We start from the raw sequence: 22,097 nt of genomic DNA on the forward strand, positions 1-22,097 counted from the left end.
CAGGCTCAGGGCGCCGGCCTGGCCTTGCTCTGGTCGCCCGCCATCACCACCGACAGTTTCGACGGGTCGATCGCCTTGCGGAAGGCGGCGTTCAGCTGGGGCAGCGTGACGGCCATCAGCTTCGCTTCGAACTCGCGCGACCATGCGTAAGTGCGGCCGCGGTACAGGTAGGCGGTCCAGCCGGTGGCGAGCGCGCCGTCGTCGGAGCGGGTCTGCTGGCGCTGCTGCATCAGGCCCGACTTGGCGCCGGCCAGTTCGGTGGCGGTGAAGCCGTCCTTGACCGCGCGCGCCAGCTCGGCGCGGATCGCGGCATCGAGCCGCTGCAGGTTTTGCGGCGCGGCGATGGCGCTGATGCCGAAGGCCCCCGCCCGGTCGAGATCACCGGCCTCGAGCTGCGACCCGCCGCCATAGGACAGGCCATCCTTCTGGCGGATGCGGTCCATCAGGCGCGAGCGCAGGCCGCCTTCGCCAAAAATATAATTGGCCAGGGTCAGCGCCGGATAGTCGGGGTCGTCGATATTCAGGTCGAGGTTCAGGCGCGCCGTATACACACCGTTTTCCTTGTCCGGCGTGTCCAGCGTCGTCTTCAGGGGCGCGATGTCGGCGTAACGGCGCAGCACCGGCGCCACGTTGGCGGCGGGCTTCCAGGCGCCGAACAATTCGTCCACCAGCGGCGTGATGCTGGCGGCGTCGAAGTCGCCGACGATGGCCATCTCGGCCGGCACCGTGCCGTAAAACTCGCGGTGGTAAGCGCGCAGGTCTTCCAGGCGCGCCGCGTTCAGTTCGGCCAGGTCCTCATCAAAACTGTTCGCGTGCCGCACGTCGCCCTTCGGGTAGAGGTCGAAATGGCGCGACAGCGCGCGCGCCGCCACCGCCTGCGGCTCGGCGCGGCTGGCTTCCAGCGCAACCAGCGACTGGCGCCGCAGCTGTTCGAATTCGGGCGCCGGGAAGGCGGGCTCCTTCATCACGTGGGCGACCAGGCGCAAGGCCTCGGCCAGGTGTTCGCGCGTGGTCTGGAAATGGGTCAGGCCGCCGGCGATTTTCAGCCGGTCGAATTCGTCGGCGAGCTGTTCGCGCGTGTAGCGGCTGGTGCCGCGCATCAGCATGGCGCCCGTCAGCTCGGGCACGGCGCCTTTGCCGAACAAATTCTTTTCGTCGCCCCGGTGCAGGCGCAAGTCGACCGTGACTGCCTCGCCGCGGTTCTTCTTGGCCAGCAGCGCGAGCTTCACGCCGCCTTTTGTCACGAGCTGGGTGCGTTTCAGGATGTTGTCCTGGGTCGGTTCGAAGTCTTCCGACACCAGGGTCGAGGCACTCGGCTTGAAGTCCTTCAGGATGCTCTCCACGCTCGGCGCCGGCGGAATGATGGCGCGCTGCGGCGCGTCCTCGGGAATGAAGATGCCGGTCACGCGGTTGTCGCGCTTGAAGTAGCGCTTCGCCACGCCCGCCACTTCGTCCGCCGTGATGGTCTTGATGCGCTCGCGGCCGGTGAAGAAGAGGCGCCAGTCGCCCAGCGCGATCGTCTCGGACAGCGCCACGCCGACGCGCTGCGGATCGTTCAGGCTGCGCTCCATGTCGTTTTCGTACATGCGGCGGATGCGCGCCATCTCCTCGTTCGTCGGCGGCTTGTCGCCGAAATGCTCGACTGCTTCGGTCAGCGCCGCGCGCACCGGTTCGACCGGCTCGCCCTTCTTCACGATCGCGCCCACATACTGCAGGCCCGGCGCGTAGCCGGTCTCGCCGAACGTAAACACCTGGCTCGCCTTGCCGGTTTCGACCAGCTGCTTGTGCAGGCGCCCGGTCGGGACGTCGCCGAGGATGGCGGAGGCAAAGGCCATCACGTCGCTGTCGTCGTGCAGGCTCGATGGCACCTTGTAGCCGAGCATGACGATCTGGACGTCGCCCTGGCGCCGCACGGCGAAACTGCGCTCGCCGTCCTGGGTCGGCTCGACCGTCCAGAATGCGGGGAGCGTGCGTTTCGGTTTCGGGATGACGCCGAACAGGCGCGCAATCTTCGCGAGCGTGGCATCGGCATCGAATTTGCCGGCCACCAGCAGCACGGCATTGTCGGGCTGGTACCAGGTGCGATAAAAGGCCTGCAGGTTGCCGATCCTGACGTTCTCGATGTCGCTGCGGTTGCCGATCGTCGAGCGGCCGTAGCTGTGCCAGTCATAGGCGATGCTCTGCATGCGTTTCATCAGGACGCTGGAGGGCGAATTCTCGCCGCTCTCGAACTCGTTGCGCACGACCGTCATCTCGGAGTCGAGATCCTTCTTCGCGATGAAGGAGCCGGTCATCCGGTCCGCTTCCATCTGCAGCGCCCAGTCGAGGTTGGCCTGCGATGCCTGGAACACTTCGTAGTAATTCGTGCGGTCGAGCGAGGTGGTGCCGTTGAAATCCATGCCGCGGTCGGCGAACTGGCGCGTGATGTCCGGATTCTTGCGCGCGCCCTTGAACTGCAGGTGTTCGAGCAGGTGGGCCATGCCGGTTTCGCCATAATTCTCGTGGCGCGAGCCGACCAGATAGGTGACGTTGACGGTGACGGTGGGACGCGAGGTATCCGGGAACAGCAGCACTTTCAGGCCGTTGGGCAGCCGGTATTCGGTAATGCCCTCGACCGAGGCGCCGAGGGTGACGCCTTTCGGCAGCGGCGCATGCGGTGCGTTTTTTGCGGCTGCGGCATCCGCCAGTGTGCCGGCGGCGAGGAAGGCAAAGGCGCCCGCGATCAGGTGCGCGGGCAGGCGGCGCTGGTAGCTCGTGAAATTCATGTCATCCCGTCAGTATCGTGCGCCGCATGCTGCGGCGCGCCAGCGGGGATGGTAACAGATGGTCGATGTCGGGATGCCGCCACGCACCGGTTCGGTGCGCGGGGGCGGGACAAACGAGGGTTGCAGCTTATGTCAGTGTCTTGCCCGTTTCTCATGGGCTTGCTGGCTCCCGCTGATACGGGACAGGTCGCCCATTTCCTCGGCCAGGAATTCGAGCAGGTCGTCGGCGCTGACGATCCCGGCGAGGCCGCCGTGGCGGTTCACCACCGGCACCCGGCGGATGCCGCGCACGCGCATGTGTTCGATGGTCTGGTAGACGTCGTCTTCTTCGCGGCAGGTCAGCAGGTCGTCGCTCATGATGTCGCCGACCTGCAGGCTGGCTGGATCGAGCCCGAGCGCGACGACGGACACGACGATGTCGCGGTCGGTGACGATGCCGGCCGGAATCGCCTCATCGTCGGCGCCGTCGACGACGACCAGGTCGCCGACGTGGTGCTTGCGCATCAGGAGCGCGGCGCCCTGCACGGTTTCGTCGCGGCTGCAACTGACGGTCTGGATGGTGCAGATCTCGCTGATGTTCATGGTGGCCTCCCCTGCTGATCGTTGAACCGGGTTCGTACGGCGGGCACGGAATGCCCACCGTACGAACCCAAGCTAATGCGCAGATTTGGGGCGGGTTTGATCTGGCTCAAACGCCCCGGGGGAACTCAGAGTTTCGGATCGCCCGGCAACTCGACGAAGCAGGCGTCGACGACCTGCAAATCATTGTCTTTGGCGAAATTGACAACGAAGTGATAGGCCAGCGGTTCGGCCTTCTTCAGCGCGTTGTTGACGACCACGGCCTTGACGCCGTTGACGACGGTCGGGTGGACGTAGGGAGAAAACTGGAGGTGGGCGTGGCGGCCGCCGCTGCCTTCGGGCCGGAAGCAGGACATGACCCCGCACAGGCGCTCCGCCCAGTCGCTCGGGCGGAACTGCTTGCCATTACTTGTGAGGCCCAGGATGAAGAATTCGCCGACGGCGCCTTCCGTCCCGGTATGCGGTAACTCGGCCATAGTGCTGCTTGCTGATACAAGAGTGCGTGGAGTAGACGACGAGTATTATATCTTATAGAAGACTTGATGAGGGGACCTCGATAAACCTACTGCGCGTCGGTCTGTCGGCCTGCGTCGCCAAGGCGATAGCTCGCTGTACATCAGTACAGCCGCGTCGCCTTGGCGGCTCGGCCAACAGCCCTTCCGCTCGCTACGGTTTCTCGAGGCCCCGATAAGCCGCGGAGATGCACCGTACTCCCTTATCCCAGCCAGACCATACTGGACAGGAGTAACAACAGAATCATCCATAGTATCAGCGCACGCCAGACAAGTCCCACGGTGCTTTGCAGTGCGCGCAGGCTCGGCTCTTCGCCGGGCAGGACCTCGGTGTCGGCTTCGCTCAGGTCGACCATGGCGGCATCGACCGGCAACAGTTGCGGCGCATTCTCGTTCGGGGTTCCCAGGCGCACGCCCATCGCGCCGCCGCCGGCGGCGAGGATGATGCCGCGCGATTCGTCGGCCCAGCGGTTGGCGAAGTTGCGCCAGGCGTAGATGGCGTCCTCGAAATTGCCGACCACGGCAAAGGCGATCGCGGTCAGGCGCACCGGAATCCAGTCGATCCAGTAGAACGCGCGGGCCGCGAACTGGCCGAAGGCTTCATTACGCATGTGTTCGGGTTCGTTCCAGGCGCGCGCCAGGTATTCGGAGACGCGGTACAGCACGGCGCAGGCAGGCCCGGCCGGCATGAGGAACCAGAAGAACACGCCGAAGACGCTACGGTGGGTCGTGATAAGCGACTTTTCGACCGCGATGCGGGCAATCTCGCCGGCATCCATGCCCACCGTGTCGATGCGCGCCCATTCGGCCAGCAGCACGCGCGCCGTGGCTTCGTCGCCGCTGTTCAGGGCGAGCTGGATCGAGGTGAAGTAGTGGCTGTAGTGGCGGAAGCCCAGCGTCAGGTAGACGATGGCGACGTTCCAGGCAAAGGCCAGGAATACCAGGCCGAAGTATTGCAGCACCCAGTAGACGAGCGCGACCGGCACCACGAGCACCGCCATCATCAGGAACCAGCCCATGCGGCCGTTCTTCGATTCGCCGGCGTTGAACCAGCCTTCGATACGCATCGCCAGGCTTTTGATCCCGCCGTAGACCTGGTTATCCGCGCGCAAGGGCTTCAGTTGCTCGATGATCAGTGCGCACAGAATGGAAAAAAATGTCATGCAAGTCCTTCTTTTGTTATGGCAATACCACGCTGCCCGCTACGATAGCGCAGGTGCTCGCCATAATCAAATCAGGACTGGTAAGTATTCTTTACAACATGTCTGCCTGGGCAGGCGCGCGCAGGAAATGGAAGAGATTGCGCAGCATGCCGGCAGTCGCGCCCCAAATGAAGAAACGTTCATAAGGCATCGCATAGAAGCTGCGCCGCCCCTTCCCTTCCGGCAGTTCGAAGGACATGCGCTGGTGATGCATGCCGTTCATGAGGAAGGCGAGCGGCACTTCGAAAATATCGGCCACTTCACCCGGATCGGCCGTCAGTTCGAAGGGCGGCTTGACCAGTGCGACAACCGGTGCGACACGGTAGGCGCTGCCGGTGACGTAGTCGGGCAGCACGCCGACAATCGAGATGTGGCGCCGGTGCAGGCCGATTTCTTCTTCCGATTCGCGCAGCGCCGTTTCGATCGGCGAGGAGTCGAGTTCTTCGGCGCGTCCGCCCGGAAAGGCGATCTGGCCGGCGTGGCTGCTGAGGTGATCGGTGCGCAGGGTCAGCAGCACCGTCAAGCCCTCGGGGCGTTCGACCACGGGCACCAGCACGGCGGCGCGGCGCAGTTTGAAGCCCGGGGGCATCCAGGACTCATCCGGCGTTTCCGGCTCCCAGCTCAGGCGCGAGCGGGCGAAACGGGCGCGCAGCGCCTCGGTGGTCAATAATGCAGGGTCGATCGCCGGCTCGCCGGCAACGGCGTCGATTGGCAGGCGGGATGGGTCGAAATGAACCTTAACCAAAAGCATTTCCTCCAACGGATAAAGAAAAAGGCATCCCGGGGGATGCCTTTTTTCGCTCCACAATCGCTATTACTTAGCGGCTGCGGTGGTGTTAGCGACCTTGCGTTGTGGCAGTTTCTCTTTGATACGAGCCGACTTGCCCGAACGCTCACGCAGGTAGTACAGCTTGGCGCGACGCACGTCACCGCGGCGTTTCACTTCGATCGAAGCGATCAGCGGCGAATACAGCTGGAACGTACGCTCGACACCTTCACCCGACGAGATCTTGCGAACGATGAAGTTCGAGTTCAGGCCGCGGTTACGACGCGAGATGACGACGCCTTCGTATGCCTGGGCGCGCTTGCGGGTGCCTTCGACGACGTTGACGTTGACGATCACGGTGTCGCCAGGTGCGAAATCAGGAATGGCACGGCCGAGGCGCGCGATTTCTTCCTGCTCGAGTTGCTGAATCAGATTCATTCTTATGACTCCAAAAACCATCTTGCTGGCGCGTGTTGACGCTCGATGCGTCGCCCAGTAGAGGATGGGGTTGAACGTGTGAGCAACATGCCCGCACGTCTCGCACCATATGGTGCATTTTCCGACCTTACTCCGCAGGACGGAGCGAGGTCAAAAACTTTTCATCGGCCTTCGTCAGCTGGCCCGCTTCGCGCGCCTTGTCCAACAGTTCCGGCCGTTTCTTCAGGGTCGCCTCCAGCATGCGCTGGCGGCGCCATTTATTAATCTCGGCGTGATTCCCGCCCATCAGGACCGGCGGTACCGGCACGCCCTCGTAGACGTCGGGGCGGGTGTAATGCGGCGAATCGAGCAGGCCGTTGACGAAACTGTCTTCGACCGCCGAGGCTTCGTCGCCCAGCACGCCTGGCAAGAGCCGCACTACCGCATCCATCAAGGCCATCGCCGGCAATTCGCCGCCGGAGAGCACGAAGTCGCCAAGGGAAATTTCCTCGTCGACGATGCGGTCCAGCAGGCGCTGGTCGACCGCTTCGTAGCGGCCGCACAGGACGACCAGACCGGGCTCGTCCTTCAGCGCCATGACGCGTTCGTGCGTCAGCGGTTTGCCCTGCGGCGACATGAACACCACGCGCGGCGGCGGCAGGCCATGTTCGACCTGGCGCGCTTTGGCCGCATTGATCGTTGCCTCGAGCGGCCTGGCCATCATCACCATCCCGGGGCCGCCGCCATAGGGGCGGTCATCCACGGTGCGGTGGCGATCCGTCGTGAAATCGCGCGGATTCCACAGCGTCAGGCCCCAGCGTTCCTGCTCGAAGGCGCGCCGGGTCACACCCGACTGCGTCAACGCGGCAAACATCTCGGGAAACAAGCTCACGACGTCAAACTGCATCGGGACCTCGCCTCGAACAGACCGGGTTAATAATCCAGGCCCCAGTCCAGGGTAATCTTTTTTGCCTTGAGTTCAACGTGCTTGACGAACTGGTCCACAAACGGCACAAGGCGCTCAGGCGCCTTTTCTGCATTTTCCGGATCGGCGACGGGCTCAATGCGCAGAATGGATTGCGGACCATTGCTCATCATGTCAATCACCTTGCCAAGGGCTTCGCCCTGCAGGTTCACGACATCCATGCCGATCAGGTCGGACCAGTAATACTCGTCTTCCTCGAGCGCGGGAAACTCGCGGCGCGATACGTGCACGGCGGCACCTTTCAGCGCCTCCGCCGCATCGCGGCCCGCCATCCCGACGAGGGTGGCGACCACGTCGCCGCCATGCATTTTCGTGGTCCGTACGGTGACGGACCGCAGGCTCGGCTTATCGAGCCACCAGGTTTTCACGCTCAGCAGCGCATCCGCATCCGTCGAGAACGGCGTGACGCGGATGGCGCCGGCGATGCCATAGGCACCGGCAACATACCCGACCTGGGTCAGGTCGTCAGGGGCTTGCGCCCCATTCGCAACTGCGGCAGCTGAATCGGTCAAACCTGGAACCTTGCTTTAAGCTGCTACCGGGGTCTGCTGAGCGACCAGGCGAGCAACGGTTGGCGACAGTTGTGCGCCAACGCCTTGCCAGTAAGCCAGACGGTCAGCGGTGATGCGCAGGGCGACTTCGGCGCCCGAGGCCATCGGGTTGTAGAAACCGATGCGCTCGATGAAACGGCCGTCGCGACGATTACGCGAATCGGTTGCAACGATGTTGAAGAACGGGCGCTTTTTTGCGCCGCCACGAGCCAAACGGATAACGACCATAATAATTCCAAAAAGTTGTACTGGACGGAGAAAGCCGACGATTATAGCGCGCAATGCCGCAGAGCAGCAAGCGAAATGACAAGAAGCGGACAACAAGGCGCGCGGTCCCGGCCGAATCGGGCATTATCCGCTATTTTTCGCCCGGCCGCTACCCGCCCGGCCGCGCCCGCGCATTCGCTGCAACAGCTTGATACATTGCATTTACATAAAAGATGATGCTTTTGTCACGTTTATGAACGATACTCTGGCCTTTCGTGTAACACATCCGCTGACGAATGGCACACAAGAACAAGACGCTGGCCACCGCGCTCGCGCTTTCCCTGGGGACGCTGGGGGCGCATCGCTTTTACCTGCATGGCGGCCTCGATCGCCTCGGCCTGCTGCACATCAGCAGCCTGCCCATTGCCGGCCTTATCTTCAGCAACGCGCACGGGGTCAATCCCTTCTATGCGCTGCTGCCGCTGCTGGTCTCAGGCATCGCCGGCTACATCGAGGCGCTGGTCATCGGCCTCACGCCCGACGAGCGCTGGGACGCACGCCACAATGCCGCGGCAGGCACCCGTTCGCATTCGACCTGGCTCCTCGCCCTGCTGCTGGTGACCACCCTGCTCGTCGGCACGACGGTGCTGATCGCCACCATCTCGCGCCTGTTTGACCTGCTCTACACGGGCGGCGCGTACGGCTGAGAGCGTCGAAGTGTCGCGGCCCGATTTACCTCAAAGGCCGGCCGGCCAGCGATATTTCGGCAGCACGGCCGGCGCGGTGCCGCCAATGATGACGATTTCGCGGTGCGCCACCAGTTCCAGCGTGGCCGGGTCGCCGGTATAGCGCGTCAGCTTCTCGTTCGCGATCAGGTAGAAGCGCACGGGCGCACCGAGGCCCGCCGTGCCGTTCGCGCCGAGCGGCTGTTTCCACAGCGCGAAGAACTGGCCCAGCGTGAACTTTTTCGGCACATCGGTCTCGATGTGCACCACGCCCGTCGTGTCTTGGGTATGCAGTTCGTAGGCGCTGGCGCAGCCGCCGCGCCCGATATTGTCGGGCAATCCCAGGCGCACGCCATCCCTGTAAATCGATACCAGCGAATGTTGGTGGAAGTTTTCGTTGACCAGGCAGCCGACACCGCTCACCGGCGCGCGATTCGGCGGGGCGACCCACGCGTTCCAGGCCGGCTGAGTAGTGTCGTCACCCAGGCCGGCATAGGTGGCGGCCAGCACTGGCTCCGGCTCGGGCGCCGGGTCGGCCGGCGTGTCCGGACCGGGTTGGGTCGGCGGGGACGGTTGCTCGGGCGGCGCAGGCGGTGCGGTCGGGCCGGGCTGGGCCGGATCGGGACTGGTGGCCACCGGATCCGGAGCGGAATTGCCGCCTCCGCAGGCGCTCAGCAGCAGCAGGGACGAGACGGCAAGGGCCGGGAAGCGGATGGGGCGCGCTGGTATGGTTGGCATGTGGAGCTCCAGAGTTGAACAGTGGAGCCAGTCTACGAACGCGGCTGTCATGCTCCGTTTAACCGAAATCAAACTCAGCAAATCGTGCAGATTTCCGCGCCGGCATGAAAAAAGCGGCCCGCAGGCCGCTTCGGTGAACCAGGCGCGCGTCAGGCTCAGAACTGCTCGTTGTCGAGCGCCAGCACGCCGGCGCTGCCCTCGACGATGGCCGAACGCAAACCACCCGCAGCGGACAGGATGTGATCCGCGAAGAAGCGCGCGGTGGCGATCTTCGCGCGCAGGAAGGTGGCGTCACCCTCCCCGGCATCGAGTTTCTGCTGTGCGACCAGCGCGGCGCGCGCCATCTGCCAGCCGCCCAGCACGATGCCGGCCAGCTTCAGGTAAAGCACGCTACCGGCGAACACGCCCTTGATGTCGGACTTCACATTGGCCACGACGAAGTCGACCACCTCTTCCAGCGCCGTGGAGCCAAGGACCAGCTGCCTGCGGATCGCAGCGAAATCGGCGCCCTGCACTTCACCCAAAGCGGCTTCGCTCAGTTCAGATTCAGTCTTGCGCACCTGCGCGATGATCGATTTCGCCACCGCGCCGCCGTCACGCACGGTCTTGCGGCCGACAAGGTCATTCGCCTGGATCGCGGTCGTGCCTTCGTAGATCGTCAGGATCTTGGCGTCGCGGTAGTGCTGGGCGGCGCCGGTCTCCTCGATGAAGCCCATGCCGCCATGTACCTGCACGCCGTCGCGCGCGACGTTTTCACTCATCTCGGTCGACCAGCCCTTGATGACCGGGACCAGGTATTCGTAGACGGCGAGGTTCGCTTTACGGGTAGCTTCGTCGGCGTGATAGTGGGCGATATCCGAGATTCCCGCGCCGACATAGGCCAGCGCACGCGCCGCTTCCGTCTGGGCGCGCATCGACATCAGCATGCGGCGCACGTCCGGGTGGTTGATGATGGCGACCGGGCCGGCGGAACCCGCCAGGTCGCGCGACTGCACGCGGTCCTTCGCGAAAGCGACGGCCTGCTGGTAAGCGCGTTCCGCCAGGCCGATGCCCTGCATGCCGACGCCGAAGCGCGCCGCGTTCATCATGATGAACATGTATTCCAGGCCGCGGTTCTCTTCGCCGACCAGCGTGCCGATCGCGCCGCCGTGGTCGCCGAACTGCAGCACCGCCGTCGGGCTGGCCTTGATGCCGAGCTTGTGTTCGATCGAGACGCAGTGCGCATCGTTGCGCGCGCCCGGCGTGCCGTCCGCATTGACCAGGAACTTCGGCACGATGAACAGCGAGATCCCCTTCACGCCCGGCGGCGCGTCCGGCGTACGCGCCAGCACCAGGTGGATGATGTTCTCGGCCATGTCGTGCTCGCCGTAGGTGATGAAAATCTTGGTGCCGAAGATTTTATAGGTGCCGTCGCCCTGCGGCACGGCGCGGGTACGCACGGCGGCCAGGTCCGACCCGGCCTGCGGCTCGGTCAGGTTCATGGTGCCGGTCCATTTGCCGGTGATGAGCGGCTCGAGGTACAGGGCTTTCTGCTCGTCGGAACCTGCGGTCAGCAGCGCTTCGATGGCGCCATCGGTCAGCAGCGCGACCAGTGCGAACGAGATCGATGCGGCGTTGAGCATCTCGGTGCATGGTGTGGCGACGAGCTTCGGCAAGCCCTGGCCGCCGAACTCCGTCGGGTGCTGCACGCCCTGCCAGCCGGATTCGCCAAAGGCCTGGAAGGCGACCTTGAAGCCGGCGGAGGTCGTGACCTGGCCGTCGTGCCAGAAGCTCGGTTCCTTGTCGCTCGGCGCGTTCAGTGGGGCGACGACTTCGCCGCAGAATTTCGCGTTCTCTTCGAGCACCGCTTCGACGGTGTCGACGGTTGCGTCTTCGCAGCCTGGCAGCTGGCTCACCTGCTGCAAGCCGGCCAGTTCGTTCAGGACGAACAGCATGTCTTTGATCGGGGCTTGGTAGCTCACGATATCTCCTCAGATTTTTGGATGTAAAACAGGCCACGATAGCCGGGCGTGATGCCGGACCAGCGTGGCCTGTGTTCTTCTTGATTGGCTTCGGCCAAACGGATCGAATCGCATACGGTGAACCGCGTGGGCTTGCCCACCCTGCCTTACTTCACGATCAGTGATAACCGATGCGCACCGTACGTTAATTAGCCGAGTTCTTTCACCAGTTCAGGAATGACCTCGAACAGGTCACCCACCAAGCCATAATCGGCCACCGAGAAAATCGGCGCTTCCGGATCCTTGTTGATGGCGACGATGGTCTTCGAATCCTTCATGCCGGCCAGGTGCTGGATCGCGCCCGAGATACCGACGGCGATGTACAGCGACGGTGCGACGATCTTGCCGGTCTGGCCAACCTGCCAGTCGTTCGGCACATAGCCCGCGTCGACCGCGGCGCGCGAGGCGCCCATGGCCGCGCCCAGCTTGTCGGCCAGCGGCTCGAGCAGCTTGAAGTTGTCGCCCGAACCCATGCCGCGGCCGCCGGAGACGATGATCTTCGCAGCGGTGAGTTCCGGACGGTCCGACTTCGCCAGCTCGCGGCCAACGAAACTCGACTTGCCGAAGTCCGCAGCGGCGGCGATGTTTTCGACGGCAGCCGAACCACCGGCGGCAGGCGCCGCATCGAAGCCGGTGCCGCGCACGGTGATGACCTTCACGCTGTCGCTCGACTGCACGGTGGCGATCGCGTTACCGGCGTAGATCGGACGCTCGAAGGTGTCAGGCGAATCGACCTTGGTGATTTCCGAAATTTGCGCCACGTCCAGCCTGGCGGCCACGCGAGGCAGGATGTTCTTGCCGTAGGCGGTGGCCGGGGCCAGGATGTGCGAGTACGAACCTGCGATCGCCAGGATCTGCTCGGCGATGTTCTCGGCGAGGCCGTCGGCGAAATAAGCCGCGTCGGCGACCAGCACTTTCGAGACGCCGGCGATTTGCGCGGCGGCTTCGGCGGCGGCGCCGCAGTTGGCACCGGCGACCAGCACGTGCACATCGCCACCGCACTGGGCGGCGGCGGTCACGGTGTGGTGGGTTGCGCCCTTGAGGGAGCCATTGTCGTGTTCAGCGATTACGAGTGCGACCATGATGTGTCCTATATCTTATTGATGGCGGCAGGTCAGATGACCTTGGCTTCAGTGCGCAGCTTCTGCACCAGCGTGGCGACGTCCGGCACCTTGATGCCCGCCGAGCGCTTGGCCGGCTCGACGACTTTCAGGGTCTTCAGGCGGTTGGCCACGTCGACGCCCAGGTCTTCCGGCTTGATCGTTTCCAGCGGCTTCTTCTTGGCCTTCATGATGTTCGGCAGCGTGACATAGCGCGGCTCGTTCAGGCGCAGGTCGGTGGTGACGATGGCAGGAAGCGTCAAAGCGACGGTTTCCAGGCCGCCGTCGACTTCGCGCGTCACGGTGACCTTGCCCTCTTCCAGCACGACTTTCGAAGCGAAGGTGGCTTGCGGCCAGCCCAGCAGGGCCGCCAGCATCTGGCCGGTCTGGTTCGAGTCGTCGTCGATCGCCTGCTTGCCGAGGATGATCAGCTGCGGCTGCTCTTTATCGGCCAGCGCCTTCATGATCTTGGCCACGGCCAGCGGCTCGGTCTCGCCATTGGTCTCGACCAGGATGCCGCGGTCGGCGCCGATCGCCATGCCGGTGCGCAGGGTTTCCTGGCACTGCGGCACACCGATGGACACGGCCACCACTTCGGTGACCTTGCCGGCTTCCTTCAAACGGGTCGCTTCTTCGAGCGCGATTTCGTCGAACGGGTTCATCGACATCTTGACGTTGGCGATATCCACGCCGCTGCCGTCGGACTTGACGCGGACCTTGACGTTATAGTCGACCACGCGTTTGACGGGTACCAGGACTTTCATAGGTGTGCCTTTGAAAAATTGAAGAGGTAGACGAGGGCTGAAATGGCCTAGATTATAAGAGATAATCAGAATCAAGGCTGAATTAAAGCACGATCGTGCGATTTCTTGTTAGAAGGATGCTTCGAAAATGCGCGATCGTATGAGAACAGGGTATTTGGCGGGGCCTGGTACTGCCCCGCCGCAGAGGGCGCTTACTTGCGGCGCATCAGGAAGACGAACTCGCCGTTGGCTTGCGAGTGGGACAGCAGCGCGTTACCGGTCTGCTTGGCAAAGGCCTGGAAGTCGCGCACGGAACCGGTGTCGGTGGCCGTGATGCGCAGCACCTCGCCCGTGGCCATTTCGGCCAGCGCCTTTTTGGCTTTCAGGATAGGCAGCGGGCAGTTCAGGCCGCGCGCGTCCAGGTCCTTCTGGAATTGAATCGTATCGGTGTCGAGAATGGTGTCGCTCATCGCATGCCTGCTTAGGTGGTGATACTAGGTTTGGATACTACTCCAATTACAGGATTATGACGCGCCGCACCAAAATAGTCACGAATTGTTGCATTGTCGCAACGACAATAGATGAGCTGGGAAGGCTTGACAAGAGTGCATTGGGTAGGGTCGACGCCCCGTAGCGCAGGGTAAGCAGGGTTCTTTTACCTGCGCTGGGTCCTTCATCCAACCCATGGCGCATGCAAATTGACGCGCCGGTAAGCGAGCTGCACTGCACCGTTTCGATACATTAACGCACTAGAATGATGCCTCGCCGCAACGGTTTGCCGAAACGCGACCGTAAACGGCGTAGGGTGGACAGGTCTCCCGCCCACGCGTTCAACCAGCCCATGCATAGCCGTGCAGGCTGCTCTGGAGTTAGTTGAACGCGTGGACGGCAGAGCCGTCCACCCTACAGCTACAGCTACTTACGCGCGCTCGCCGACCCAGCCCGCGACCGCAGCCAGCGCACCCGGCAAGCCCGACGGATCGGTACCACCCGCCTGCGCCATATCCGGACGCCCGCCGCCCTTGCCGCCCACCTGCTGGGCCACGAAGTTGACCAGCTCGCCCGCCTTGACCTTGCCGGTCGCATCCTTGGTCACGCCCGCGATCAGGCTGACCTTGCCATCCGCGACGCTGGCCAGCACGATGGCGGCCGTCTGCAGCTTGTCCTTGAGCTTGTCCATCGTCTCCCGCAGGCTCGTGACGTCGGCGCCTTCCATCGTCGCCGCCAGCACCTTGATGCCCTTGACGTCGATTGCCTTGCTGACCAGCTCATCGCCCTGGCCCGAGGCCAGCTTCGACTTCAGCGCGGCGACTTCCTTCTCCAGCAGTTTCACTTGATCCTGGACCTGCGCGATGCGCGATGGCAGTTCTTCCGGCGCCGTCTTCAAAGCCGAAGCAGCGGCCAGCAGCTTGGCGTTGGTCGCCTGCACCCAGGCCAGCGCGCCCTCGCCCGTCACCGCTTCGATGCGGCGGATGCCGGCGGCGACGCCGCCTTCCGACACGATCTTGAAGAGGCCGATGTCGCCAGTGCGCGTCACGTGGACGCCGCCGCACAGTTCCTTCGACGTACCGATGTCGAGCACGCGCACTTCGTCGCCGTACTTCTCGCCGAACAGCGCCATCGCGCCGTGCTTCACCGCGTCGTCGAAAGACATGTTATGCGCCTGCGTCGCGTGGTTCTCGAGGATCTCGCGATTGACGATCGTCTCGACTTGCGCGATCTGCTCCTGCGTCACCGGGGCGTTGTGGCTGAAGTCGAAACGGGTTTTGTCCGGATCGACCAGCGAGCCTTTTTGCTGGACGTGCGAACCGAGCACTTCGCGCAGCGCCTTGTGCATCAGGTGCGTCGCCGAGTGATTGCGGATCGTGCGGGCGCGCTTGGCCTGGTCGACCTGCGCATCCACCGTGTCGCCGACCTTCAGCGAACCGCTGCGCAGCACGCCGTGGTGGCCGAACACGTCCGCCTGGATTTTCAGCGTGTCTTCGACTTCGAATTCGCCCGCGCCCGCACGGATCAGGCCATGGTCGCCGACCTGGCCGCCGGACTCCGCGTAGAACGGGGTCGTATCGAGCACGACGATGCCTTCCTGGCCCGCCTTCAGCTCCTGCACCGAAACGCCTTCCGAGTACAGCGCCAGCACGTGGGTGTTATGCACCAGCGACTCGTAGCCGACGAATTTCGTCTTCTCGCCCGCGTATTCCACCTTGGCGGCCATCTTGAACTTGCCGGCGGCGCGCGCGGTCTTCTTCTGCTGCTCCATCGAGGCAGTGAAGCCGGCTTCGTCGAGCGTCACGCCGCGCTCGCGGCAGATGTCGGCGGTGAGGTCGAGCGGGAAGCCGTAGGTGTCGTACAGCGTGAAAGCCGTCGCGCCATCCAGGTTCTTCGCATCCTTGGCCAGCTGCGCTTCCAGGATCTTCATGCCGTTTTCCAGCGTCTCGCCGAAACGCTCTTCCTCGGCCTTCAGCACCTGCGCGACGCGCTCTTTCGCCTCAGTCAGTTCCGGATAGGCAGTGCCCATTTCAGCGTCCAGGTCCCCGACCAGCTTGAAGAAGAACGGACGGGTCTGGCCCAGCTTGTGGCCGTGGCGCAGCGCGCGGCGGATGATGCGGCGCAGGACGTAGCCGTGGCCTTCGCTGCTCGGGATGATGCCGTCGACGATCATGAAGGACGCGGCGCGGATGTGGTCCGCGATCACCTTCAGCGAATTGTTTTCCAGGTCCGTCGCGCCGGTTTCACGGGCGGCAGCCTTGATCAGGTTCTGGAACAGGTCGATCTCGTAGTTGCTGTGCACGTGCTGCAGCACGGCGGCGAGGCGCTCCATGCCCATGCCGGTGTCGATCGACGGCTTCGGCAGTGGGGTTAGGACACCCGACTCGTCGCGGTTGAACTGCATGAACACGAGGTTCCAGATCTCGATGAAGCGGTCGCCGTCTTCCTCGGCCGAACCCGGAGGGCCGCCCCAGATGTCGGCGCCGTGGTCGTAGAACACTTCGGTGCACGGGCCGCAAGGGCCGGTGTCGGCCATCTGCCAGAAATTGTCCGACGCGTAGCGCGCGCCCTTGTTGTCGCCGATGCGGATGATGCGCTCTTTCGGCACGCCGATTTCGTTGGCCCAGATGTCGTAGGCTTCGTCGTCCTCGAAGTAGACGGTGACGGTCAGCTTTTCGGCCGGCAGCTGGTAGACCTTGGTCAGCAGCTCCCAGCAGTAGTTGATGGCGTCGCGCTTGAAATAGTCGCCGAAGCTGAAGTTACCCAGCATCTCGAAGAAGGTGTGGTGGCGCGCCGTGTAGCCGACGTTTTCCAGGTCGTTGTGCTTGCCGCCGGCGCGCACGCAGCGCTGCACCGAGGTCGCGCGCGAGTAGGGCCGCGAATCGAGACCGAGGAAGACGTCCTTGAACTGCACCATTCCGCTGTTGGTCAACAACATGGTCGGATCGTTGCCCGGCACGAGGGGGCTGGACCGTACGATCGTATGGCCCTTGGACTCAAAAAACTTGAGGAACTTTTCGCGAATTTCGGAAGATTTCATGTTGGTGGGTGCGGAAAGAGCGCAGTACGGTAGATAAAGCAACGATTATATCAGTCGGCGCTGACTTTATTTACACGCTTACAAGACGGGGTTTCGGGGGCGATTTCGGGCGAAATCGGGCCGGGTTCGTGGGGCTGTTGCCTGTGGCGTTATCGGTGTGTTTGATCCGCGTGGGCATGCCCACCCTACGAGTGGCGTTATCGGCAAGTTCAGACGAAAGCCTGAAACCATTGCGCGGTTTGCCTGATCTTGCCAATAGCGCTGCCGTAAGGTGTGCATGCCCACGCGGATTCAATCTACCGATAACAGGGCAGGCATCAGCCCCACCCCGCCCACAGCGCCGTTCAAGCGAAATCGGGCGTGAACAGGTCGATGCGGTCGGTACAGAAGGCCTCGACGCCCCAGCCGAGCAGCGCACGGGCCCGTGCGGGATCGTTGACCGTGTAGCAGAACAGCCCGTACCCGGCCGCCCTCACCTCCTGCGCCAGCTGCGGCGTCAGGTGCTTGTGATTGGTATGAATCGCAACCGCCTCGACCGATTGCGCCCGGCGCTCCCAGTCGGGCGGCAATTCGCTCATCAGGCAGGCGCGCGGCACTTGCGGCGCGACCTCGCGCGCGGCTTCCAGCGCGAGCATGCTGAACGACGACAGCAGCGGCACCGCCGTCATGTCGCCACGCGCGATCTCGTCGGCGAACAGGGCGGCGGCGATGCGCGCCACCGTGCCGCCGGTCTCGATGTCGTACTCCGGCGCCGGCTTGATCTCCATGTTCATCCAGACGCCGTGCGCCTTGCAGAACTGCGCGAACTCGACGAACAGCGGCACCGGCTCGCCCTCGTGTTCGCGGGCGAACCAGCCGCCCGCATCCATCGCCGCCAGCTCGGCCGCGTCGTAATCGAAGGCATTGCCGGCCCCAGGCACCGTGCGGCCCAGGTAGGGATCGTGCATCACCACCGGCACGCCGTCGCGCGCCAGCATGATGTCGTATTCGATGGCGCGAAACCCGCGCCGCATGCCTTCGCGCAGCCCGGCCAGCGTGTTTTCCGGCGCCAGCACCCCGCCGCCGCGGTGGGCAAGGACACGCGGGTAAGGCCAGGAACCTGGCATCGTCGCCATCTCAGGTTCCGGAAAGGCGCGACGACAGCCAGAGGAAGCCGGCGATGTTCGCGAGCACCGTGCACCAGAACATCTGCTGGAACGAGCGCTTGGCCGTCTTGTGGCGCAGCCACTGCTGGGCCAGTACGCCGCCCGGCCAGCCGCCAACCAGGCCCAGCAGCAGCAAGGTGCGCTCGGGCGTGCGCCAGCTGCCATTGCGGGCGGCCGACTTGTCGACTGCGTAGGCGACGAAGCAACTGAGGCTGGTGATCAGGTAGGCGCCGCCGACCAGCCAGGGCAAGTTCCAGGCCAGCACGGCGCCTGCATAGATCGCGGCGAAAAGGACAATGGGCAGGTAGGGCATCTCGTCAGCTTAGCGCGGCGCGCGTTCAATTGCTAGATGGAACCGATGTGACCGTTTTATTGCTCGTGCGTTCGATACCGTACCGAAGCGGGCAATCGTCCGCCCTACCCTCGACGTTCGCTTGTCACTCATTTGTCAATTCTGCAGGAGGACGTCATGGCTTTTGATCTAGGAAATTTGTTGCAACAATACATGGGCGGTGCTTCCGGCGCCGACAATACCCGCGCCGAGGAAGACTTCGACCGCGTCGCCCAGGCGGCGCCGCGCGAAGCGGTCGCCCAGGGCGTGACCCAGGCCCTGCGCTCGGACCAGACTCCGCCCTTCCCGCAAATGGTCGGCCAGATGTTTGGGCAAAGTAATCCGAACCAGCAGGCCGGCATGCTCAATCAATTGATCGCGGCCGCCGGTCCTTCCCTGCTGGGCATGCTTGCCGGCCGCGGCGGCGCCGGGCTGGGCGGTATGGGCGGCGGCGCGGGCGGGGGCCTGGGTGGCCTGGGCGGCATGCTGGGCAACCTGCTCGGCGGCGCCAGCGGCGGCCAGCCGCAGATCACGCCGGAACAGGCTTCGCAGTTGTCGCCCGAGCAGGTGCAGGAGATCGCACAAAAGGCGGAACAGGAGAACCCGGGCGTGGTCGAGCGTATGGGAGGTTTCTATGCCGAGCATCCGAACCTCGTCAAAGGCCTCGGCGGCGCGGCGCTTGCAATTGCTTTGGCACACATGGCACAAGGCATGCGCCGCTAAGCGCGTCCCGACTTGGTTACATCAACCACCAACAACAAAAGGAGCATCACATGGGCATTCTGAGCAATATCTTCAGCAAGATCTTCCCGTCCTCGCACGCGGCCAACAAACAGCCACAGGCGCAGGCACCAAGCGCACCGGCAGCACCGCAGGCACAGGCCGCTCCAGCCGCACCGCAGGCAGCACCCCAGGCAGCACCGGCCCCGGCAGCCATGGAACAGGTCGACGTCGAAGCCATCCTGACCAGCAAGCAGCAGGCCTCCGGCCAGCAGCTGAACTGGCGCAGCTCGATCGTCGACCTGCTGAAACTGCTCGACCTCGACAGCAGCCTGCAGTCGCGCAAGGAACTGGCCGCCGAACTGCACTACACCGGCGACACCTCCGATTCGGCCTCGATGAATATCTGGCTGCACAAGCAGGTGATGAACAAGCTGGCCCAGAATGGCGGCAAGGTGCCGGCTGACCTGAAAGACTAAGCTTCTCAATGAAATGTCCGAGCCGGCCCGAACGCGCCGGCTCGGCGCTCAATCCGCCAGGCTCGTATTGGCGGCGGTTCCGCACGCAAAGCAGAACCGTTCGAACGCATTCTTGCGCGCCGTGCAGCCGCCGCAGCGGTCGAACAGGCCGATGCCGCAGTGCGGGCAGTAGTCCATCTTCCCATCTTTCATATCGACCGGCCGCTCGCAGCCCGGGCACTCGTTCTTGTCGAGCCGGGCCAGGGCCGTGTCGTAGCGCAGGGTCTGGCGCCGCTGCACGTCCGGCATCGCTTCGCTCTCCTTCTGGCGCGCCAGGTAGCGCTGCAGCGCCGCGATCGCATAGCGTCCCGCGACCACGGTGACGATAATCCCCACGATATAGCGCACATAGCCGCCGTAACTCGGCAGGTAGGGCACCAGCTCGAAGAAAAAGGCGAACAGGGCGAAGAAAATGAAACCCCAGGCGAAGGGCCAGGACGGGTCCTTCCTCTTGTGCTTGAACAGCCAGCCGGCCGCCAGCAGCAGCGGCAAGGTCAGCGCGAGGCGGTAGGCGAAGATGCGCAGGGTTTGCGACCGGAGGGCAGCGTCGCGCTTCATGTAAGCTGGATGCTCGAGGTCGCCGCGGCGCCGCATGGCGCGTTCCGCTTGCTGGGTGGCGTCGAGCAGGGCCTGGCGCTGCGCTTCCACGACGCCCAGCGCACGCCGCTCGTCCGCTTCGAGCGTGTCGAGCGCCCTGGTGCGCGCCAGCAGTTCGGGATCCTGGTCGGGACGCGCGGTGACGCTGCGCGTGGCCAGCCAGTTGTCAAACGTGGCGCGGGCCGATTTCGTGTTCGACTGCGCGACCCGGTATTTCCCCTCGGCCTGCTCGTGGCGCTCGCGGGCCAGCGTTTGCCGCTTGTCCGCCCCCTCCTCCTCCGCGCGCAGGGCGGCAAGTTTTGCCGGGTCGATGAACTGCTCCATGGTGGGCGTCGCTTCCACGTCCGCCAGGTTCTCGACCAGCTTGCCTCCGAGGCCGATGAGAAAGCCGGCGAACGCCAGCGCCACCAGCCACAACGCGCGCTGCAGCCATTTCTCGGTCAGCCGCAATCCTTTGCTCATATTTTCCTCCGAATAAGATGTACGGCATCTTCGCGCAAAGCCGTGCAATGGAGCTTGTCATGGCTCAAGGCGGGAAACCAGTGGGGGATGCAGGGAGAGCGTTTGGCGGTACTGGAGGGGGCGCGATGCGCGCCCGCGGCGGATGAAAAAGGGTCTGCGCTTGCGCCACGGTACGGGATGCAGGCAGCCGCCGGACAGGGATGTAGGATGGGCGGCTATACCCGGGCAGTGGCATCCATGCGGCCGTTGCGCCGCCCACGCGTTCAGCCAGCGTCCGAACAGCCGCGCCCGCTTTCAGGCGTCCGTTGAACGCGTGGGCGGCGCACAGGACGCGTGCTTGCATCGACCAGGGCGGAGCCGCCCACCCTACGTCTGCGCGACCGTTGCGGAAAATCAGAAGTAGGACAAACCCAGCGCGCGGCGCACTTCGTCGACCGTGCCCGCCGCCACTTCGCGCGCGCGCGTAGTGCCTTCCTTGAGCATCTGCAGCACCTGCCCCTTGTCCTGGGCGAACTCTTCGCGGCGGGCGCGAATCGGCGCCAGCATCTCCTGCAGCACGCCGTCGAGGCGCTTCTTGACGATGCTGTCGCCGAGGCCGCCGCGCGTGTAGTGCGCCTTCATCTCTTCCAGCGCGACCTTGTCGGTGTCGAAGGCATCCAGGTAGAGGAAAGCGACGTTGCCTTCCACATGGCCCGGGTCCGACACCTTCAGGTGCAGCGGGTCGGTGTAGACCTGTTTCACGGCGGCGCGGATCTGGTCGGGAGTGTCGCCGAGGTTGATCGTGTTGCCCAGCGATTTGCTCATCTTGGCCTTGCCGTCGATGCCGGGCAGGCGGCCGATTTCCGGCACCAGGGCCTTGCACTCGACCAGGATGTCCTGCTTCGCCAGGCGGTTGAAGCGGCGCACGATCTCATTGCACTGCTCGATCATCGGGATCTGGTCTTCGCCAACCGGCACCAGGGTCGCCTTGAAGGCGCTGATGTCGGAGGCCTGGCTCACCGGGTAAGTCAGGAAGCCGGCGGGGATGTCGCGCTCGAAGTTGCGCAGCGCAATCTCCGTCTTGACGGTCGGGTTGCGTTCCAACCGGGCGACAGTCACGAGATTAAGATAATAGAATGTCAACTCGGCCAGTTCCGGAACCTGGGACTGGATGAAGATCGTCGAGCGGGTCGGGTCGATGCCGACGGCGAGGTAATCGAGCGCCACTTCGACAACGTTCCGGTGTACCTTCCCGGTGTCATCCATGTTGTCGGTGAGCGCCTGAGCGTCGGCCAGCATCACGAACTGGCGGTACTCGTTCTGGTAGGCAACGCGGTTGCGCAGGCTGCCCACGAAGTGGCCGAGGTGCAAAGGACCGGTCGGACGATCGCCGGTCAGGATGACGGGTGCGGGGGTAGTGGTCGTTGCTGTGGAACTCATTGCATTTCCTAGTCTGTGCCCCGATCCCGCCGCGCCAAAAAAAACGCCACCTGAATCGAGGCGGCGTTCATGTGAGTCACATCTTC

Annotated in this window: 22 protein-coding genes; 3 read left to right on the plus strand and 19 right to left on the minus strand. The window is 64.0% G+C overall.

Annotated elements, in window-relative coordinates; genetic code table 11:
- Window positions 1-5 precede the first annotated feature (5 nt).
- The 9 genes from AC1MEM_RS21925 to rpsP form a co-directional block, all read right to left on the minus strand.
- On the minus strand, window positions 6-2,765 hold the full coding sequence (locus tag AC1MEM_RS21925; protein ID WP_499474169.1) for a M16 family metallopeptidase: 2,760 nt from the start codon (window positions 2,763-2,765) through the stop codon (window positions 6-8).
- 132 nt (window positions 2,766-2,897) lie between these two features.
- Window positions 2,898-3,347 (minus strand): CBS domain-containing protein, encoded by a 450-nt coding sequence (locus AC1MEM_RS21930; RefSeq protein ID WP_499474171.1) that lies wholly within the window; start codon window positions 3,345-3,347, stop codon window positions 2,898-2,900.
- A gap of 125 nt (window positions 3,348-3,472) precedes the next feature.
- The gene (locus tag AC1MEM_RS21935; RefSeq protein WP_499474173.1) at window positions 3,473-3,820 is read right to left on the minus strand and encodes a DUF3579 domain-containing protein; all 348 of its coding nucleotides are present in this window, start codon (window positions 3,818-3,820) and stop codon (window positions 3,473-3,475) included.
- 239 nt (window positions 3,821-4,059) lie between these two features.
- Entirely contained in the window at window positions 4,060-5,019 is a 960-nt protein-coding gene (locus AC1MEM_RS21940; RefSeq protein WP_499474175.1) for a CobD/CbiB family protein, read from the minus strand.
- A gap of 91 nt (window positions 5,020-5,110) precedes the next feature.
- Window positions 5,111-5,809 (minus strand): CoA pyrophosphatase, encoded by a 699-nt coding sequence (locus AC1MEM_RS21945; RefSeq protein ID WP_499474177.1) that lies wholly within the window; start codon window positions 5,807-5,809, stop codon window positions 5,111-5,113.
- 63 nt (window positions 5,810-5,872) lie between these two features.
- Window positions 5,873-6,262: a 50S ribosomal protein L19 gene (gene rplS / locus AC1MEM_RS21950; protein ID WP_499474179.1), complete on the minus strand. Its 390-nt coding sequence runs from the start codon at window positions 6,260-6,262 to the stop codon at window positions 5,873-5,875.
- Window positions 6,263-6,389: 127 nt separating this feature from the next.
- Window positions 6,390-7,148: a tRNA (guanosine(37)-N1)-methyltransferase TrmD gene (gene trmD, locus AC1MEM_RS21955; RefSeq protein ID WP_499474181.1), complete on the minus strand. Its 759-nt coding sequence runs from the start codon at window positions 7,146-7,148 to the stop codon at window positions 6,390-6,392.
- 26 nt (window positions 7,149-7,174) lie between these two features.
- Window positions 7,175-7,738, minus strand: a complete 564-nt coding sequence (gene rimM, locus AC1MEM_RS21960; RefSeq protein WP_499474183.1) for a ribosome maturation factor RimM — start codon at window positions 7,736-7,738, stop codon at window positions 7,175-7,177.
- Between the two features lie 15 nt (window positions 7,739-7,753).
- Entirely contained in the window at window positions 7,754-8,005 is a 252-nt protein-coding gene (rpsP, locus tag AC1MEM_RS21965) for a 30S ribosomal protein S16 (protein WP_499474185.1), read from the minus strand.
- A gap of 275 nt (window positions 8,006-8,280) precedes the next feature.
- On the opposite strand from rpsP, the gene AC1MEM_RS21970 reads away from it, so the two are divergent.
- Entirely contained in the window at window positions 8,281-8,691 is a 411-nt protein-coding gene (locus AC1MEM_RS21970) for an NINE protein (RefSeq protein WP_499474187.1), read from the plus strand.
- A gap of 30 nt (window positions 8,692-8,721) precedes the next feature.
- Here the strand turns inward: AC1MEM_RS21970 and AC1MEM_RS21975 are convergent, their stop codons facing one another.
- The 8 genes from AC1MEM_RS21975 to AC1MEM_RS22010 all read right to left on the minus strand — a co-directional run bounded on the left by AC1MEM_RS21975 (window position 8,722) and on the right by AC1MEM_RS22010 (window position 18,277).
- Window positions 8,722-9,447 (minus strand): hypothetical protein, encoded by a 726-nt coding sequence (locus AC1MEM_RS21975; RefSeq protein WP_499474189.1) that lies wholly within the window; start codon window positions 9,445-9,447, stop codon window positions 8,722-8,724.
- A 155-nt stretch (window positions 9,448-9,602) separates the two neighbouring features.
- Window positions 9,603-11,408, minus strand: a complete 1,806-nt coding sequence (locus AC1MEM_RS21980; protein WP_499474191.1) for an acyl-CoA dehydrogenase — start codon at window positions 11,406-11,408, stop codon at window positions 9,603-9,605.
- Window positions 11,409-11,596: 188 nt separating this feature from the next.
- Window positions 11,597-12,529 carry an electron transfer flavoprotein subunit alpha/FixB family protein gene (locus tag AC1MEM_RS21985; protein WP_499474193.1) on the minus strand — a complete coding sequence of 311 codons (933 nt, stop codon included), beginning with the start codon at window positions 12,527-12,529 and terminating at the stop codon, window positions 11,597-11,599.
- A 32-nt stretch (window positions 12,530-12,561) separates the two neighbouring features.
- On the minus strand, window positions 12,562-13,311 hold the full coding sequence (locus AC1MEM_RS21990) for an electron transfer flavoprotein subunit beta/FixA family protein (protein WP_499474195.1): 750 nt from the start codon (window positions 13,309-13,311) through the stop codon (window positions 12,562-12,564).
- A gap of 191 nt (window positions 13,312-13,502) precedes the next feature.
- Window positions 13,503-13,760, minus strand: a complete 258-nt coding sequence (locus AC1MEM_RS21995) for a sulfurtransferase TusA family protein (protein WP_499474197.1) — start codon at window positions 13,758-13,760, stop codon at window positions 13,503-13,505.
- A gap of 449 nt (window positions 13,761-14,209) precedes the next feature.
- The gene (gene alaS / locus AC1MEM_RS22000; protein ID WP_499474199.1) at window positions 14,210-16,819 is read right to left on the minus strand and encodes an alanine--tRNA ligase; all 2,610 of its coding nucleotides are present in this window, start codon (window positions 16,817-16,819) and stop codon (window positions 14,210-14,212) included.
- A gap of 344 nt (window positions 16,820-17,163) precedes the next feature.
- On the minus strand, window positions 17,164-17,934 hold the full coding sequence (gene ugpQ / locus AC1MEM_RS22005; protein ID WP_499474201.1) for a glycerophosphodiester phosphodiesterase: 771 nt from the start codon (window positions 17,932-17,934) through the stop codon (window positions 17,164-17,166).
- 1 nt (window position 17,935) lies between these two features.
- Entirely contained in the window at window positions 17,936-18,277 is a 342-nt protein-coding gene (locus tag AC1MEM_RS22010; RefSeq protein WP_499474203.1) for a DUF1294 domain-containing protein, read from the minus strand.
- A gap of 156 nt (window positions 18,278-18,433) precedes the next feature.
- Between AC1MEM_RS22010 and AC1MEM_RS22015 the strand changes: the two genes are divergently transcribed.
- Together AC1MEM_RS22015 and AC1MEM_RS22020 are read left to right on the plus strand one after the other, a co-directional pair.
- Window positions 18,434-19,018, plus strand: a complete 585-nt coding sequence (locus tag AC1MEM_RS22015; protein ID WP_499474205.1) for a hypothetical protein — start codon at window positions 18,434-18,436, stop codon at window positions 19,016-19,018.
- Window positions 19,019-19,068: 50 nt separating this feature from the next.
- Window positions 19,069-19,494, plus strand: a complete 426-nt coding sequence (locus AC1MEM_RS22020; RefSeq protein WP_499474207.1) for a DUF3597 domain-containing protein — start codon at window positions 19,069-19,071, stop codon at window positions 19,492-19,494.
- Window positions 19,495-19,542: 48 nt separating this feature from the next.
- Here AC1MEM_RS22020 and AC1MEM_RS22025 read toward each other — a convergent pair whose 3' ends face one another.
- The gene (locus AC1MEM_RS22025) at window positions 19,543-20,592 is read right to left on the minus strand and encodes a serine endopeptidase (RefSeq protein ID WP_499474209.1); all 1,050 of its coding nucleotides are present in this window, start codon (window positions 20,590-20,592) and stop codon (window positions 19,543-19,545) included.
- A 393-nt stretch (window positions 20,593-20,985) separates the two neighbouring features.
- Complete coding sequence (trpS, locus tag AC1MEM_RS22030; RefSeq protein ID WP_499474211.1) at window positions 20,986-22,011, minus strand: tryptophan--tRNA ligase; 1,026 nt, start codon at window positions 22,009-22,011, stop codon at window positions 20,986-20,988.
- Window positions 22,012-22,097 lie beyond the last annotated feature (86 nt).

It is taken from the genome of Telluria sp. AIW5 (assembly GCF_056680575.1).

Bases quoted from the DNA above. Each gene is read 5' to 3' on its own strand.
- AC1MEM_RS22015 (WP_499474205.1), top strand. From the start codon at position 18,434: ATGGCTTTTGATCTAGGAAATTTGTTGCAACAATACATGGGCGGTGCT.
- rpsP (WP_499474185.1), bottom strand. From the start codon at position 8,005: ATGGTCGTTATCCGTTTGGCTCGTGGCGGCGCAAAAAAGCGCCCGTTC.
- AC1MEM_RS22025 (WP_499474209.1), bottom strand. From the start codon at position 20,592: ATGAGCAAAGGATTGCGGCTGACCGAGAAATGGCTGCAGCGCGCGTTG.
- trmD (WP_499474181.1), bottom strand. From the start codon at position 7,148: ATGCAGTTTGACGTCGTGAGCTTGTTTCCCGAGATGTTTGCCGCGTTG.
- AC1MEM_RS21975 (WP_499474189.1), bottom strand. From the start codon at position 9,447: ATGCCAACCATACCAGCGCGCCCCATCCGCTTCCCGGCCCTTGCCGTC.
- alaS (WP_499474199.1), bottom strand. From the start codon at position 16,819: ATGAAATCTTCCGAAATTCGCGAAAAGTTCCTCAAGTTTTTTGAGTCC.
- AC1MEM_RS22020 (WP_499474207.1), top strand. From the start codon at position 19,069: ATGGGCATTCTGAGCAATATCTTCAGCAAGATCTTCCCGTCCTCGCAC.
- AC1MEM_RS21925 (WP_499474169.1), bottom strand. From the start codon at position 2,765: ATGAATTTCACGAGCTACCAGCGCCGCCTGCCCGCGCACCTGATCGCG.
- AC1MEM_RS21935 (WP_499474173.1), bottom strand. From the start codon at position 3,820: ATGGCCGAGTTACCGCATACCGGGACGGAAGGCGCCGTCGGCGAATTC.
- rplS (WP_499474179.1), bottom strand. From the start codon at position 6,262: ATGAATCTGATTCAGCAACTCGAGCAGGAAGAAATCGCGCGCCTCGGC.
- AC1MEM_RS22010 (WP_499474203.1), bottom strand. From the start codon at position 18,277: ATGCCCTACCTGCCCATTGTCCTTTTCGCCGCGATCTATGCAGGCGCC.
- trpS (WP_499474211.1), bottom strand. From the start codon at position 22,011: ATGAGTTCCACAGCAACGACCACTACCCCCGCACCCGTCATCCTGACC.
- AC1MEM_RS21945 (WP_499474177.1), bottom strand. From the start codon at position 5,809: ATGCTTTTGGTTAAGGTTCATTTCGACCCATCCCGCCTGCCAATCGAC.
- AC1MEM_RS21985 (WP_499474193.1), bottom strand. From the start codon at position 12,529: ATGGTCGCACTCGTAATCGCTGAACACGACAATGGCTCCCTCAAGGGC.
- ugpQ (WP_499474201.1), bottom strand. From the start codon at position 17,934: ATGGCGACGATGCCAGGTTCCTGGCCTTACCCGCGTGTCCTTGCCCAC.
- AC1MEM_RS21995 (WP_499474197.1), bottom strand. From the start codon at position 13,760: ATGAGCGACACCATTCTCGACACCGATACGATTCAATTCCAGAAGGAC.
- AC1MEM_RS21990 (WP_499474195.1), bottom strand. From the start codon at position 13,311: ATGAAAGTCCTGGTACCCGTCAAACGCGTGGTCGACTATAACGTCAAG.
- AC1MEM_RS21940 (WP_499474175.1), bottom strand. From the start codon at position 5,019: ATGACATTTTTTTCCATTCTGTGCGCACTGATCATCGAGCAACTGAAG.
- AC1MEM_RS21970 (WP_499474187.1), top strand. From the start codon at position 8,281: ATGGCACACAAGAACAAGACGCTGGCCACCGCGCTCGCGCTTTCCCTG.
- AC1MEM_RS21930 (WP_499474171.1), bottom strand. From the start codon at position 3,347: ATGAACATCAGCGAGATCTGCACCATCCAGACCGTCAGTTGCAGCCGC.